We start from the raw sequence: 14,581 nt of genomic DNA, 5'->3' as shown, positions 1-14,581 counted from the left end.
ACTCTTGCTGGCGAATCGCGCAGTTGGTACTGAGAGATATGGGAAAAAGTCTGATTCCGCCGGGTGACGGCGAAGAACACATCGAACGGGTCGATCTCAAATCGGCTCTCGAGGAACGTTACCTCGCTTATGCGCTGTCGACGATCATGCATCGCGCGCTGCCGGACGTGCGCGACGGCTTGAAGCCGGTGCATCGCCGCATCATGCACGCCATGCGTCTGCTGCGCCTCAATCCCGATCAGGCCTACGCGAAATGCGCCCGTATCGTCGGCGACGTGATGGGTAAGTTCCATCCGCACGGCGATGCGTCGATCTATGATGCGCTGGTGCGTCTGGCGCAGGATTTTGCTGTGCGTTATCCGCTCGTCGACGGGCAGGGCAATTTTGGCAATATCGACGGCGATAACGCTGCCGCCATGCGTTATACCGAAGCGCGCATGACGGAAGTGGCGACGCTGCTGCTGGAAGGCATCAACGAAAACGCCATCGATTTCCGTCCGACCTATAATGAAGAGGATGAGGAGCCGATCGTTCTGCCGGGCGCCTTCCCGAACCTGCTTGCAAACGGTTCGGCAGGTATCGCGGTCGGCATGGCGACCAATATTCCGCCGCATAATGTGGCGGAGCTTTGCTCGTCGGCGCTTTATCTGATCAACCATCCCGACGCGCCGGTAGAGGAACTTGTTACCTCGCCGGAACAATGGGAAGAACTGAAGCGTGAAGCCGAGACCGATCCGGCTGCTCTGTTGAAGTGCAAGGTGCGTGGTCCGGATTTCCCAACCGGTGGCATCCTTGTCGAAGAGCACGGCAATATCCTCGATGCCTATCGCACGGGTCGCGGCGCATTTCGTGTTCGCGCCCGCTGGGAGAAGGAAGAGGGCAATCGCGGCACCTGGGTGATCGTTATCACCGAAATTCCCTATCAGGTTCAGAAATCGCGCCTGATCGAAAAGATCGCCGAGCTGCTGCTGGCAAAGAAACTGCCATTGCTCGACGACATTCGCGACGAGTCGGCGGAAGACATCCGTATCGTTCTGGAGCCCAAAAACCGGACGGTCGATCCCGAATTGCTGATGGAATCGCTGTTCAAGCTGACAGAGCTTGAAAACCGCGTTTCACTCAACATGAACGTGCTGTCGCATGGCAAGGTGCCGAACGTCCTTTCACTGGGTTCAGTTCTGCGCGAGTGGCTCGACCATCGCAAGGAAGTGCTTGTTCGCCGTTCCGAATACCGTCTGGCAGAAATCGAGAAGCGGCTGGAAATCCTTGGTGGTTTTCTGAAAGCCTATCTCAATCTCGATGAAGTCATCCGCATCATTCGTGAAGAGGATGAGCCGAAGCAGGAACTGATGCGGACCTTCGAGCTGACAGATAATCAGGCCGAAGCCATTCTCAACATGCGCCTGCGTTCCTTACGCAAGCTTGAAGAGTTTGAAATTCGCAAAGAATTTGACGGCTTGAGCGCCGAGAAGTCTGAGCTGGAAGGCTTGCTCGCTTCCGGCACACGCCAGTGGAAGAAGATCAGCGCTGAAATCAAATCTGTCCGCGAGAAATTTGGCCCGACGACCAAGCTGGGCAAACGCCGCAGCACTTTTGCCGATGCGCCGACGCATGATCTTGAGGACATTCATCAGGCGATGATCGAGCGCGAGCCGGTCACCATCGTGGTTTCGGAAAAGGGCTGGCTGCGCGCCATGAAGGGGCATCTGGCCGACTTCTCGACGCTCGCCTTCAAGGAGGGCGACAAGCTCAAGCTCGCTTTTCATGCCGAGACGACCGACAAGCTTCTGTTCTTCACGACGGGCGGCAAGTTCTTCACCATCGGCGCGAACACGCTTCCGGGTGGTCGCGGCCATGGCGAACCGATCCGCATCCTTGTCGATATGGAAAACGATCAGGATATTCTGACGGCCTTCGTTCACGATCCATCTGCGAAACTGCTGCTCGTCAGCCACGAGGGTAACGGTTTCATCGTTCCCGAGAACGAGGCGATCGCCAATACCCGCAAGGGCAAGCAGGTAATGAACGTCAAAGCGCCGGACGAGGCAAAGCTGTGCCAGCGCGTTTCCGGCGATCACATCGCTGTCGTCGGCGAGAATCGCAAGATGGTGGTCTTCCCGCTTTCCGATATTCCGGAAATGACACGCGGCAAGGGCGTACGCCTGCAAAAGTATAAGGACGGCGGTGTATCCGACGTCCGCACCTTTGCAATTGCCGAAGGGCTGTCCTGGCAGGATTCGGCAGAACGAACCTTTACGCGCAACAAGGACGAGCTCATCGAGTGGATCGGTGCACGGGCTTCCGCCGGGCGAACCGTACCGAAAGGCTTTCCGCGTTCGGGTAAGTTCTGACAGGTACAGCACCCCTCATCCTGAGGAGGTGCCCTGAGGGGAGCGAAGGGAACCATTTCGAAGGATGCTGGGGGACAAGGGTAGACCTTGTGCGTTTTCCCTCAGCCCTTCGATCCTTCGACAAGCTCAGGGTGATGCGCCGTTTTCAACGGCTCCTCAGGATGAGGGAAAATGGCTCCTCTCGTTTTGGAGCGAGCAAGATCAGGAAAACGCGACGTTATCCTTCAAACCGCTGCCAGCCGCGAGGCCCAAGATGTTCCTGCGGCGTAAAGCGGATTTTATACTGCATCTTGCGTGATCCCTCGACCCAATAGCCGAGATAGACGTGTGGCAGACCGGCGGCATGGGCGCGCTGGATATGGTCAAGGATCATGTAGGTCCCAAGCGACCGGTCATGCATATGCGGTGAGAAGAACGAATAGACCATTGACAGGCCGTCGGCCATAACGTCAGTGAGTGCTACGGCAATCAGCTCACCGTCGCCCTTGGCGCTGATAAAGCTTTCCGGGCCGCGCTTGCGATATTCGATGATCTGCGTGTTCACATGCGTATCCTCGATCATCATCGCATAGTCGAGGACAGTCATGTCCGACATGCCGCCGGAACGGTGGCGCGCATCGAGATAATCGCGGAAAAGCGCATATTGTTCGGTGCTGGGCTGGGCCTTGTGCACGCGCCCGATCAGGTCACTGTTCTGCGTCCAGACGCGGCGCATGTTGCGCGTCATCTTGAACTCTCCGGTGAGAATGCGAACGGATATGCAGGCTCTGCACAATTCACAGGCCGGGCGGTAGGCAATGTTCTGGGAACGGCGGAAACCGCCTTGGGTCAGAAGATCGTTGATCTCGTTCGCTTTGTCGCCGACCAGATGCGTAAAGACTTTTCGCTCCATCTGACCTTCGAGATAAGGACAGGGCGACGGAGCTGTCAGAAAGAACTGCGGAGACTGTTGCGGTTGATGGGTCATTCAATATCCACGAAATGGTAATACCGAAACCATCACGATACTATCTCTAAGGATTGAGCCGACGGCACAAAACGTCAATAGGCATTTTGCGCAGCCGGCTCTGAATTTTTTTGATCTAGAGCATGTCTCCCGAAAGTGGAAACCGGTTTCGGGATAAAGACATGCGTAAAAACAAACAGATAGGCATTTCCAGCAAAAGTGCGAAGCGCCTTCGCGGGGAAACCAGTCCACTGGACTGATTTCTTTTCCCGCTTCGATCCGTTAAAGCCTCGTTTGTGCGTCCAAAAGGACGCACGGCGCTCTACGCGTTTATCGATCCGAACGGATGACAGCCGTGCCAAGCAACAGGTCATGCACGGTGCGCTTGCGGTCGAGAACCAGCGTTGCAAGCAGGATCAGCGGCGTCAGCACCACATTGAGGCCCCAGAACAGGACTGTATGGACGATTGCGAGCATCGAATCGACCGTACCGCCTTCAAGCCGGACAAGTTTCAGGTTCATCATCTGCATGCCCTTGGTGGCCTGCTGCGGTCCGCCTAGAGTACGCGCTACGTAAAACAGCGCGACCATGGGAAACATGATGCCGTAGAGCATCCAGCCGAGGCTCAGCGTAATGATGCCGAGGATTGCAATGACAATTGCTGCCGGGATGCAAAGCAGAAAGACAATCAGATAATCGATAAGAAAAGCCATAATGCGGCGCGTGCGCACGCCTTCAAAGAATGCGCGGCTTTCATAACGCGGACCCATGACTTCGCCGTGCAGAATATGGTCGGACATTTTTCCTTCCAGTCGTTTCCAAGGAAGCGTCCGGGGGAGTGTGACAACCGGCGCTGTCCCGCTACCTCAGCGGAACAGTCATCAACATGGGAACCAAAACCGGCGGTTTCAAGGAAATATGATGATTTCCCGCCGACCGGCTGGCAGCTTAACCCTGTTGCTTAAGCTTTTCAGCCACTTCGATTGCGAAGTAAGTAAGAATTCCGTCGCAACCGGCGCGTTTGAACGCCAGGAGACTTTCCATCATTACCTTTTCTTCGTCGATCCAGCCATTGATCCCGGCGGCCTTGATCATCGCGTATTCGCCCGACACCTGATAGGCATAGGTGGGCAGGCGGAACTCGCTCTTCAGGCGATGGATGATGTCGAGATAGGGCAGGCCCGGCTTGACCATCAGCATATCCGCACCTTCGGCAATATCCTGTTCGGCCTCACGTACCGCTTCTTCCGGATTGGCCGGGTCGAGATAATAGGTTTTCTTGTCGCCCTTCAGCAGCCCCTGGGTGCCAATGGCGTCGCGATAGGGGCCATAGAAGGCCGAAGCGAATTTGGTGGCATAGGACATGATGGGCAGGTGGCAGAACCCATGCTCGTCCAGCGCCTGACGCACGGCGCCAACGCGGCCATCCATCATATCGGATGGGGCAATGATATCGGCGCCAGCTTCAGCCTGTGAAAGTGCGCCGCGAACCACCATGGCAACCGATTCGTCGTTGACGATCTCGCCGTTCCGCAAGATGCCGTCATGGCCATGCGTGGTGAAGGGATCAAGCGCCGCATCGGTAATGATCCCGATTTCCGGCACTTCCTTCTTGATTGCGCGCACGGCCCGATTGATCAGGTTGTCCGGGCTGGCGACGAAGGCGCCGTCCTCGGTTTTCACTTCGAGCTTTTCGCGCGGGAAGGGGGCAATGGCAGGAATACCGAGCTTGGCGGCCTTTTCTGCCATGCGAACAGCCATGTCGACCGAATAGCGTTCGACACCGGGCATTGCTTCCACAGGCTCCGCAACGCCGGTTCCATAGGTCAGGAAGAAAGGCAGGATGAGGTCATCGACCGTCAACCGGGTTTCCTGCACCAGCCTGCGCGACCAGTCGGCCTTGCGCATGCGGCGCAGGCGTCTGCTGCCTGTCACGTCATCGACGTGCTGGCTGATATTGGTGGGCAGGTATTTGGACTGACGATCGGTCATGAAACTAATCCCGAGAATTGACGCCTTGGGACAAGAAGCCTCAAGGCTGGCATCGGATGCGCACCGTTTATCATGGGAAAAGTGGTTAAACCAAGAACATTGACCTGTGCAGGATTGACGCGGGGCGTCTCACTTTCTACCCATTTGATGGAACGGGAGACATGACATGCAGATTGACTTCGGCGGTGGCAGCGAAATCAGCTTTGAACGCAAGGGAAAAGCGGGGCTTGTAAAGCTTACGCGGACTGACGCCCTTAATGCGCTCACGCATAAGATGATTCTGGCGCTGGATCGCGCTTTGCAGGCCTGGGAAGACGATCCTGAGGTGGCTTGCGTGATTCTCGAAGGCGAAGGGCGCGCATTCTGCGCGGGCGGCGATGTGGTTGCCGCTTTCAAGGCCGGTCAGGCCGGAGAGCCTGCCTATGAGTTTTTCCGTGACGAATACAGGCTCAATGCGCGCATTGGCCGTTATCCGAAGCCGTATATCTCCCTGATCAATGGAATTGTCATGGGCGGCGGCGCGGGCATTTCCGTTCACGGTTCGCACCGCATCGTGACGGAAAACACCATGTTCGCCATGCCGGAAACCGGCATCGGCTTTTTCCCGGATGTCGGCGGCAGTGCGTTCCTGCCGCATCTGCACGACAATTTCGGCTATTACCTTGCCCTGACCGGCAATCGCATCCGCTGGGGCGACTGTCTGCAGAGCGGGATCGCGACACATGCTGTAGCTGCAGGCGATCTGCACGATTTCCGGGACGACATCATTGCGACCGCTGATCTCGATGCGGCGCTGACGCGCAGTCAGTATCCAGATTTTGAAACCTCAGTCGAAACCCGCCAGATCATTGCGGAATGCTTTTCCGGCGCAACGCTTGCCGATTGCATGGCTGCACTGGAAAAAGAAGCCGAAGCGGGCAGCAAGGCTGCAATGGATATTGTGAAGGTGATCGCCACCCGTTCGCCAACCAGCGTCGCGGTGACTTTCCGCCAGATTGCCGATGGTCGACCGCTCGATCTCGATGATTGCATGCGCATGGAATACCGCATTGCCAACCGCATGCTGGAAGGGCACGATTTCTATGAAGGCGTTCGCGCATTGCTTATAGACAAGGACGGTGCACCAGCGTGGAAACCGGCAACGCTCGATGAAGTGAAGCCCGAACAGGTCAATGCATATTTCGCAAATCTGGGCGACAAGGAATTGACCTTTTGATGCATATGAACGAGCTGCGCCAGCATACCCAGCCAAGCGGAACCGAATGGGCCTTCACATGGTTCGTTCGGTTACTGGCCCTTGTGGCTCTGGCGAGCGGTGTTTTCTACTGGATCAGGCTGATCGGTATTCACCCCGGACTTCTGTGGCGTTTCGATCTGATGCCGTGGCCCTGGCAGACAGCCGTTGTTGCTCTGGCCGTTCTGATGCCTGTCGCTGCGACCGGGCTGTGGATGCGCGCCCCCTGGGGGCCGGTGCTCTGGTTCGTGGCAGCACTCGGCGAAATCGCCATCTATTCCGTTTTTTCCCGGCATTTCGAATACAAGCCGCTGACGGTCGGGTTCAACGCGGCTTGTATTGGCATCTATATCGTCTTTCGCATCCTGCTCTTTTTCGAGAAGAGACGGCAGGCCCGCGCGAGCCTGTCGGTTTAGCTTTCGGACGCATCCCGAAAAGTGTGAAACGGTTTTCGGGATGCTTTTCAAAACAAACAGTTAAAGCGCCTGAGTGCCTTCATAACGGGCGAAGGGCTTCGTCATCTGGCCTTTGAAGAGCAGGACATCATAGGTATCGGCTTTGCTGCCCGGCATTTCCATGCCTGGCGATCCCATCGGCATGCCGGGTGCGGTCAGCCCCGTCGCCTGCGGCCGCTCTGCCAGCAATCGCTTGACTGCACCGGCTGGAACATGTCCCTCGATGACATAACCATCGACGACGGCCGTGTGGCATGAGGCAAGATTGGCACCCACGCCATGCTTTGCCTTTACAGTGTCCATCGCTTCCTCGACTTTTACCGTCACATCGAAGCCAGCGGCCTTCATATGGTCAGCCCAGCCTTCGCAGCAGCCGCAATAGGGATCCTTATACATGGTCAGTTGCGGAGCTGCGGTAACCGGTTCAGCGTAAGCGAAACTCGTAAAGCCGGTAAAGCTTAACAGCCCGCCGACCACAAAATACTGTGCAAGACGAAGCGCCATGGTCCCTCCAATGGATTGTTGGTGGCCAATATCTAGCTGCTATCGAGGCACTTCTCAAATGACGAAAGTTTAATGTGGCGAGCTTGGGAACACCCGGAAAACAGGCATTTTTGCGCTGGAATAGGGCTTCCTGATCAGGCCCTGAAAATGGCACGGAGTAAGCAAACATTAAGCCTGAATAGCCAATCTCGCCGGTAAGTTACTGTTAAGGCTGACTTTTAAGTCGAATTTTATGCATCTCCCCTAAATTCCTCTCAAGACACGGTGAGAAACAATACACCGCATAAAACAGGAAGAGAGCTGCATCATGGTTTCATGAAATGCGGCTCCGGCAGAGAGGCAAAAGAAATGATCAACGCACAGCGCAAGACGGACGTATCCGCTCCGCTCACGACACCGGAAACTGCACTTCGCTCGCTTTATCTGGAAGCCCTCCAGCTCGTCGAGCGCCTGCATCGCCGCCTGCTCGACGTCGTCAAGGACGAGTTCGACCGTAACGGCCAGAGCGACATCAATGCGACGCAGGCTCTTCTGCTGTTCAATATCGGCAATTCGGAACTGACTGCCGGTGAACTGCGCTCGCGCGGCTACTATCTCGGCTCCAACGTTTCGTACAATCTGAAGAAACTTGTCGAGATGGGCTTCATTCACCATCAGCGCTCACGTGTTGACCGTCGTTCGGTGCGCGTCAGCCTGACGGACAAGGGCAATGAGATCGCCGATCAGGTGGCCTCGCTCTACGAGCGTCATATCTCCTCAATCGAGCAGGTCGGTGGCATCCAGGTTGACGAATTCACGGCAATGAACAAGTCGCTGCAGCGTCTTGACCGCTTCTGGAACGACAGCATCGCTTATCGGCTCTAAAGCATGTCTCCCAAGAGTGGGAACCGGTTTTGGGATAAAGACATGCGTGAAAATCGAGGTTTAGTGTGACCAGCTTCGAACACGAGGGTCGCCGTTAATTGACTGAAAGCTTTGTTGCAGAACTGTCACAACAGGCTGCCATTGAGAAGAATAAGGCGCTGTGAAGCTCCCAATCGTAAGGCGCATGGCTTGAAATTCAGGCCCTGCGACATGATTAAGCCATAAAAAACGACATAAGCGTTTTAGAATGGGCACGGGCAAGATTGTGCCAACTTCAGTCAGGAATGGGCTCGAAATCGAATTTCGGAGAGCGAGCATCTGCATTGCTTGCAGTCCGGATATCGCCTTGTTGACCTATTGCTGATATTCTCTTGAAGATCCCGCGCGAGCGGCTAGCCTTTTGGGACTAAGCAAAATGACCAAGACCGACAGACCAGCCGATGCTTTCAGGGCCGATCGCCGCCGCTTCCTGCGCGGCGCGGCAACCGCCGGCCTTTCCGTGGCAGCCTCAGCCGTGGTTTCCTCGGCTTATGCTCAGCAAGCTCTGACCGACGTTATTGGATCGTCGCGGCGCGGCAACTGGGCTGACCAGTTCGACGCCCGTGCGACAGGTGGCCAGCGGGTCGCAACCAACCAGCCGGTCTTAAGCCCGCAGACGGTTGGCAATCTCCAGACCGCTATCGCGCAATATACCGATATCGCCGGTCGGGGCGGCTGGCCGAGCGTTCCGGGTAATGCAAAGCTCCAGATCGGCGTCACCGATCCGTCCGTACAGGCGCTGCGCAAGCGTCTCATAATCTCCGGCGATCTGCCGCAGGAAGCGGGACTTTCCAGCTCCTTCGACACCTATGTCGATGCTGCTGTGAAGCGCTTCCAGTCCCGTCATGGCCTGCCCGCCGACGGCGTCATGGGGCAGTTTACCTATGCGGCCATGAATGTGGACGCCAATACCCGCCTCGGACAGCTCCAGACCAATTTGCAGCGCCTTTCGCCTCTAGCAAATCAGGGGATGCAGGAGCAGCGTTTCGTGATGGTCAACATCCCGGCCGCGCGCATCGAGGCCGTTGAAGGCGGCAGCGTCGTGCAGCGCCATACGGCGGTTGTCGGCAAGATCGACCGCCAGACGCCGATCCTTAATTCGAAGATTCACGAAGTCATTCTCAATCCTTACTGGACCGCGCCGAAGTCGATCATCCAGAAGGACATCATTCCGCTGATGCGGAAAGACCCGCAATATCTGGCGAAGAACAAGATCCGCCTCTACGACCAGTCCGGTCAAGAAGTTGCACCGGAAACCATCGACTGGAACACGGACGATGCGGTGAAGCTGATGTTCCGTCAGGACCCAGGCAAGATCAACGCCATGTCCTCGACCAAGATCAACTTCCACAACCAGTATGCAGTCTACATGCACGATACGCCGCAGAAGAGCTATTTCAACAAGCTCATGCGCTTCGACTCGTCGGGCTGCGTCCGCGTCCAGAACGTACGCGATCTTGATGTATGGCTGTTGAAGAACACCGCTGGCTGGGATCGTCAGAACATCGAAGGCACGATCAAGTCCGGCACGAATACCCCGATTCAGCTTGCTGATCCGGTTCCGTTGCACTTTGTCTACATTTCCGCATGGTCCACTGGCGATGGCGTGGTGCAGTTCCGCGATGACATCTACAAGATGGACGGTGCGACCGAACTCGCACTCGGCACCGACACCTGATTCTCATCCTGAGTTTGAGTTTTCCAAGCCGTCCGAAAGCTTTTCGGGCGGCTTTTTCGTCTCCGTTAAATTATCAAATCGGTTTGCCGCATTTTGGAATAAGCTTTTCGCTTTGCGACCATTGGCCTTGTGCGTTCAAGTGTGATAATGCGCCTCATCCATATAGCTTTTACCGGCTAACCCGGAGGGTGTGAAACATGTCTCAAGCCAACGCCGCCGCCAAGAATGCGTCTTCCGACGTTTTCTTCAATGCAAGCCTCGAGGACATCGATTCCGAGATTTTCGGTGCAATCCGCAACGAACTCGGTCGTCAGCGCCATGAAATCGAGCTGATCGCCTCGGAAAACATCGTTTCGCGCGCTGTTTTGGAAGCACAGGGTTCCATCCTCACCAACAAATATGCCGAAGGCTATCCGGGTAAGCGCTATTACGGCGGCTGCCAGTATGTGGACGTCGTGGAAGAACTGGCCATCGAACGCGCCAAGAAGCTCTTCGGCTGCGAATTCGCAAATGTTCAGCCGAACTCCGGCAGCCAGATGAACCAGGCCGTGTTCCTCGCTCTGCTTCAGCCGGGCGATACGTTTATGGGCCTCGACCTCAATTCGGGTGGTCACCTGACACACGGGTCGCCAGTCAACATGTCTGGCAAGTGGTTCAATGTCGTGTCCTATGGCGTTCGCAAGGACGACCATCTGCTCGACATGGACGAAGTTGCCCGCCTTGCACGTGAGAACAAGCCGAAGCTCATCCTCGCAGGCGGCACGGCCTATTCGCGCGTCTGGGATTGGAAGCGCTTCCGCGAGATCGCCGATGAAGTCGGTGCCTATCTCATGGTCGATATGGCGCATATCGCCGGTCTGGTTGCCGGTGGCGTTCATCCTTCGCCGGTTCCGCATGCACATGTCTGCACGACCACGACACACAAGTCGCTTCGCGGTCCACGCGGCGGCATGATCCTCACCAATGATGCCGATCTGGCGAAGAAGTTCAATTCGGCTGTTTTCCCAGGTCTTCAGGGCGGCCCGCTGATGCACGTCATCGCCGCCAAGGCGGTTGCCTTCGGTGAAGCGCTGAAGCCTGAATTCAAGCTCTATGCCAAGAACGTCGTAGACAATGCGCGCGCGCTTGCCGAAGAACTGAAGTCGAATGGCCTCGATATCGTTTCCGGCGGCACTGACAACCATCTGATGCTGGTCGATCTGCGTCCGAAGAACGCAACGGGCAAGCGTGCGGAAGCCGCTCTCGGCCGCGCCAACATCACCTGCAACAAGAATGGTATTCCGTTCGACCCTGAAAAGCCGTTCGTCACCTCCGGCGTCCGCCTCGGCACGCCTGCAGGCACGACCCGCGGTTTCGGCGCTGCTGAATTCAAGGAAATCGGTTCGCTGATCGCCGAAGTTCTCGACGGCCTCAAGGTTGCCAATTCCGACGAAGGCAATGCTGCCGTCGAACAAGCCGTGAAGGAAAAGGTCATGAACTTGACCGCCCGTTTCCCAATGTACGACTATCAGGGCTAAACCCGTTTCCATGATCAAGATGAAGCCCCGTTTCAACTCTGTTGAGCGGGGCTTTTTCATTGTCGCATCTGGTAGGTAGGTTGCCGCTTATGGGCTATGATTGCCGGGAATCGGTTGCCGGTGGTACAGCTCTTGAGTTTTTGGCGGGGATAACCCCACATATGAGCTGTTCGTCGCCAGTGCAAAGTTACCAGTATTGAAGCTGCCGATATTGAGATTGAAAGAGTTCCATGCGTTGTCCCTATTGCCAGTCTGAAGATACGCAAGTGAAGGATTCCCGCCCTGCGGAAGACGGCGCTGTCATTCGCAGACGCCGTGTCTGTTCGGTGTGCGGCGGTCGTTTCACGACCTTTGAGCGCGTGCAGTTGCGCGACCTGATGGTCGTGAAAAAAAGCGGGCGTCGGGTCCCCTTCGATCGTGACAAGCTCACGCGGTCCATCGAGGTGGCGCTGCGCAAACGCGAAGTCGATAGCGACCGGGTCGAACGCGCCATTTCCGGCATTGTCCGTCAGCTTGAAAGTTCGGGCGAGGCGGAGGTGACATCCGATGAAATCGGGCGGTTGGCAATGGATGCGCTGAAAGGCATCGACGATATTGCCTATATCCGCTTCGCATCGGTCTATCGCAATTTCAGCAAGGCCGTCGATTTCCATAACGTCATCGATGAACTGACCGTTGCTGAAACCGAGGACGATCTGGACGCTTAAGAATGAGTGGCAGCAAGTTTCCGCATTCGAACGCAACTCCGGATGATGTTCGCTTCATGGACGCGACGATCCGTCATGCGCGGCGTCATAAAGGGCTGACAGGCACCAATCCGTCAGTCGGAACGATTCTCGTCAAGGACGGTATCATCGTCGGACGCGGTGTAACCGCAATTGGCGGCAGACCCCATGCCGAGCCGCAGGCACTGGCTGATGCGGGAGAGGCCGCTCGCGGCGCGACGGCTTATGTGACGCTGGAGCCATGCGCACATCACGGACGCACGCCGCCCTGTGCTGAAGCGCTGGTGCGGGCAGGGGTAGCGCGTGTCGTGGTTGCTGCGACCGATCCAGATGAGCGTGTCAGCGGAAAGGGTTTCGCCATTTTGCGCGAGGCAGGGATCGAAGTCGTGCCCGGCATTCTCGCCGAACAGGCTGCTGACGATCTTGCCGGTTATCTGAATCGTTCTGCAAAGAAACGCCCGGAAGTGATTCTGAAACTTGCGCTTTCCTCTGATGGCATGATCGGTCGCCGGGGTGAGGGGCAGGTTGCGATAACGGGGCCGATTGCACGTGCGCAGTCGCATATTCTGCGAGCGCAAAGCGATGTGATCCTGATTGGTATTGAAACAGCGCTGGCCGACGATCCGGTGTTGAACTGTCGCTTGCCGGGTTTGGAACAGCGTTCGCCTGTTCGTGTGGTGCTCGACAGCGGATTGCGCCTGCCGCTTTCCTCGATGCTCGTACGGACCGCTGATGCCCAGCCCTTGTGGATTGCCTGTGGCGAAGAAGCATCGCCGGAACGGCGCTATGAGCTGCAGGCCGCCGGTTGCCGCATTCTCGCAACCGAAGCTCATGACTGCCGCATCGCCTTGCCCGAACTCATGGACGATCTTGCCGCACAGGGCATTTCCTCAGTTCTCGTTGAAGGCGGAGCAGGTGTTGCGAAAAGCTTTCTGGAAGAGGGGCTGGTAGACCGGCTTGCTATCATCAGCTCGCCGGTTGAAATCGGCTCGGAGCATGGGGTTGCCGTCGACGGGCTTGCAACCCATATCGCAGACAAGTTCAAAATTCTGCGGCAGGCTCGCTACGGCGACGATGCCTATGCGGAATATGTAAGGAAGACTTGATGTTTACAGGCATTATAACCGATATCGGCAAGGTTGACCGGATCAAGCCGCTGAATGAGGGCGTTCTTCTGCGTATCGAAACCGCCTATGATCCCGAAACGATCGAGCTTGGCGCATCAATCGCCTGTTCCGGTGTCTGCCTCACGGTGGTGGCGCTTCCGGAAAAGGGCACGAATGCCCGCTGGTTCGAAGTCGAGGCATGGGAAGAGGCGCTACGCCTGACCACGATCTCCAGTTGGCAGAGCGGACGGAATATCAATCTGGAACGCTCGCTGAAGCTTGGCGACGAAATGGGCGGTCATCTTGTTTTGGGCCATGTCGACGGACAGGCTGAAATCATCGAGCGCAAGGATGAGGGCGATGCAGTGCGGTTCACCCTGCGCGCGCCGGAAGAACTGGCACCATTCATCGCCCAGAAGGGTTCGGTTGCGCTCGACGGAACCTCGCTGACGGTCAATGGCGTGAATGGAAGCGAGTTCGATGTGCTTTTGATCCGCCATTCGCTGGAAGTCACGACTTGGGGCGAGCGGAAAGCAGGTGACAAGGTGAATATCGAGATCGACCAGTTGGCACGTTACGCAGCAAGGCTTGCGCAATATCAGAAATAGGCTTACAGCCTAAATTCCCAGGCTGTAAAAGCATATCCCGATTTTAAGCGTTGACCGCAATCGTTGCGGTCCGCAAAATTTGTCATGGAGTTTCTCATGTCCAAGCACGAGGCGCATGCGCCGCATTTGCTTATTGTTGAAGCGCGTTTCTACGATGATCTCGCTGACGCGCTTCTGGATGGCGCAAAGGCAGCCTTGGATGAGGCAGGGGCAACCTATGATGTCGTGACGGTTCCCGGTGCGCTGGAAGTTCCGGCGGTTATCTCGTTTGCTCTCGATGGCGAAGAGAATGGCGGCAAAGAATATGACGGATTTGTCGCGCTCGGCACGGTTATCCGTGGTGAAACCTATCACTTCGATATAGTATCCAATGAATCCTGCCGCGCTCTCACCGATCTCTCGGTCGAGGAAAGCATCGCAATCGGCAACGGCATTCTGACGGTCGAGAACGAAGAGCAGGCATGGGTTCGCGCCCGCCGCGAAGACAAGGACAAGGGCGGTTTTGCTGCCCGTGCTGCGCTGACCATGATCGATCTGCGCAAGAAGTTCGGAGTCTGATCA

At 56.5% G+C, this 14,581-nt stretch carries 14 protein-coding genes; 10 read left to right on the top strand and 4 right to left on the bottom strand.

Annotated features, from left to right (window positions below; genetic code table 11):
• Positions 1–38: 38 nt before the first annotated feature.
• Entirely contained in the window at positions 39–2,351 is a 2,313-nt protein-coding gene (locus FIB18_RS05510) for a DNA topoisomerase IV subunit A (protein WP_140019785.1), read from the top strand.
• 217 nt (positions 2,352–2,568) lie between these two features.
• On the opposite strand, the gene FIB18_RS05505 is transcribed toward FIB18_RS05510, so the two are convergent.
• From FIB18_RS05505 to hemB, 3 genes are all read right to left on the bottom strand, one after another.
• Complete coding sequence (locus FIB18_RS05505) at positions 2,569–3,318, bottom strand: arginyltransferase (RefSeq protein ID WP_140019784.1); 750 nt, start codon at positions 3,316–3,318, stop codon at positions 2,569–2,571.
• A 309-nt stretch (positions 3,319–3,627) separates the two neighbouring features.
• Positions 3,628–4,098 (bottom strand): RDD family protein, encoded by a 471-nt coding sequence (locus tag FIB18_RS05495; protein ID WP_140019782.1) that lies wholly within the window; start codon positions 4,096–4,098, stop codon positions 3,628–3,630.
• A 148-nt stretch (positions 4,099–4,246) separates the two neighbouring features.
• A complete protein-coding gene (gene hemB / locus FIB18_RS05490) occupies positions 4,247–5,290 on the bottom strand; it encodes a porphobilinogen synthase (protein WP_140019781.1) in 1,044 nt (347 codons plus the stop codon).
• A gap of 166 nt (positions 5,291–5,456) precedes the next feature.
• On the opposite strand from hemB, the gene FIB18_RS05485 reads away from it, so the two are divergent.
• Positions 5,457–6,506, top strand: a complete 1,050-nt coding sequence (locus FIB18_RS05485; RefSeq protein WP_140019780.1) for an enoyl-CoA hydratase/isomerase family protein — start codon at positions 5,457–5,459, stop codon at positions 6,504–6,506.
• Entirely contained in the window at positions 6,506–6,940 is a 435-nt protein-coding gene (locus tag FIB18_RS05480) for a DUF6163 family protein (protein WP_140019779.1), read from the top strand. The genes FIB18_RS05485 and FIB18_RS05480 overlap by 1 nt, the downstream gene beginning before the upstream one ends.
• A 60-nt stretch (positions 6,941–7,000) precedes the next feature.
• On the opposite strand, the gene FIB18_RS05475 is transcribed toward FIB18_RS05480, so the two are convergent.
• Positions 7,001–7,483: a DUF411 domain-containing protein gene (locus FIB18_RS05475; protein ID WP_140019778.1), complete on the bottom strand. Its 483-nt coding sequence runs from the start codon at positions 7,481–7,483 to the stop codon at positions 7,001–7,003.
• 348 nt (positions 7,484–7,831) lie between these two features.
• On the opposite strand from FIB18_RS05475, the gene ldtR reads away from it, so the two are divergent.
• The 7 genes from ldtR (at position 7,832) to FIB18_RS05440 (ending at position 14,578) form a co-directional block, all read left to right on the top strand.
• Positions 7,832–8,347 (top strand): transcriptional regulator LdtR, encoded by a 516-nt coding sequence (gene ldtR, locus FIB18_RS05470; RefSeq protein ID WP_140019777.1) that lies wholly within the window; start codon positions 7,832–7,834, stop codon positions 8,345–8,347.
• A 415-nt stretch (positions 8,348–8,762) separates the two neighbouring features.
• Positions 8,763–10,064 carry a L,D-transpeptidase family protein gene (locus FIB18_RS05465; RefSeq protein WP_140019776.1) on the top strand — a complete coding sequence of 434 codons (1,302 nt, stop codon included), beginning with the start codon at positions 8,763–8,765 and terminating at the stop codon, positions 10,062–10,064.
• A gap of 197 nt (positions 10,065–10,261) precedes the next feature.
• Positions 10,262–11,581: a serine hydroxymethyltransferase gene (gene glyA / locus FIB18_RS05460; RefSeq protein WP_140019775.1), complete on the top strand. Its 1,320-nt coding sequence runs from the start codon at positions 10,262–10,264 to the stop codon at positions 11,579–11,581.
• Positions 11,582–11,811: 230 nt separating this feature from the next.
• A complete protein-coding gene (nrdR, locus tag FIB18_RS05455) occupies positions 11,812–12,288 on the top strand; it encodes a transcriptional regulator NrdR (protein WP_140019774.1) in 477 nt (158 codons plus the stop codon).
• 2 nt (positions 12,289–12,290) lie between these two features.
• A complete protein-coding gene (gene ribD, locus FIB18_RS05450) occupies positions 12,291–13,412 on the top strand; it encodes a bifunctional diaminohydroxyphosphoribosylaminopyrimidine deaminase/5-amino-6-(5-phosphoribosylamino)uracil reductase RibD (protein ID WP_140019773.1) in 1,122 nt (373 codons plus the stop codon).
• Entirely contained in the window at positions 13,412–14,020 is a 609-nt protein-coding gene (locus FIB18_RS05445; protein WP_140019772.1) for a riboflavin synthase, read from the top strand. Before ribD ends, FIB18_RS05445 begins: the two co-directional genes overlap by 1 nt.
• 96 nt (positions 14,021–14,116) lie before the next feature.
• Positions 14,117–14,578 (top strand): 6,7-dimethyl-8-ribityllumazine synthase, encoded by a 462-nt coding sequence (locus FIB18_RS05440; protein ID WP_105541496.1) that lies wholly within the window; start codon positions 14,117–14,119, stop codon positions 14,576–14,578.
• Positions 14,579–14,581 lie beyond the last annotated feature (3 nt).

It is taken from the genome of Brucella pecoris (genome assembly GCF_006376675.1).
Classification (GTDB): Bacteria; Pseudomonadota; Alphaproteobacteria; order Rhizobiales; family Rhizobiaceae; genus Brucella; species Brucella pecoris.
Note: the sequence above shows the minus strand (reverse complement) of the source record. Positions and strands in the feature narration are given on the sequence as shown.

Coding starts and splice junctions, on each gene's coding strand:
- FIB18_RS05510 (WP_140019785.1), top strand. CDS start 39: ATGGGAAAAAGTCTGATTCCGCCGGGTGACGGCGAAGAACACATCGAA.
- FIB18_RS05505 (WP_140019784.1), bottom strand. CDS start 3,318: ATGACCCATCAACCGCAACAGTCTCCGCAGTTCTTTCTGACAGCTCCG.
- FIB18_RS05495 (WP_140019782.1), bottom strand. CDS start 4,098: ATGTCCGACCATATTCTGCACGGCGAAGTCATGGGTCCGCGTTATGAA.
- hemB (WP_140019781.1), bottom strand. CDS start 5,290: ATGACCGATCGTCAGTCCAAATACCTGCCCACCAATATCAGCCAGCAC.
- FIB18_RS05485 (WP_140019780.1), top strand. CDS start 5,457: ATGCAGATTGACTTCGGCGGTGGCAGCGAAATCAGCTTTGAACGCAAG.
- FIB18_RS05480 (WP_140019779.1), top strand. CDS start 6,506: ATGCATATGAACGAGCTGCGCCAGCATACCCAGCCAAGCGGAACCGAA.
- FIB18_RS05475 (WP_140019778.1), bottom strand. CDS start 7,483: ATGGCGCTTCGTCTTGCACAGTATTTTGTGGTCGGCGGGCTGTTAAGC.
- ldtR (WP_140019777.1), top strand. CDS start 7,832: ATGATCAACGCACAGCGCAAGACGGACGTATCCGCTCCGCTCACGACA.
- FIB18_RS05465 (WP_140019776.1), top strand. CDS start 8,763: ATGACCAAGACCGACAGACCAGCCGATGCTTTCAGGGCCGATCGCCGC.
- glyA (WP_140019775.1), top strand. CDS start 10,262: ATGTCTCAAGCCAACGCCGCCGCCAAGAATGCGTCTTCCGACGTTTTC.
- nrdR (WP_140019774.1), top strand. CDS start 11,812: ATGCGTTGTCCCTATTGCCAGTCTGAAGATACGCAAGTGAAGGATTCC.
- ribD (WP_140019773.1), top strand. CDS start 12,291: ATGAGTGGCAGCAAGTTTCCGCATTCGAACGCAACTCCGGATGATGTT.
- FIB18_RS05445 (WP_140019772.1), top strand. CDS start 13,412: ATGTTTACAGGCATTATAACCGATATCGGCAAGGTTGACCGGATCAAG.
- FIB18_RS05440 (WP_105541496.1), top strand. CDS start 14,117: ATGTCCAAGCACGAGGCGCATGCGCCGCATTTGCTTATTGTTGAAGCG.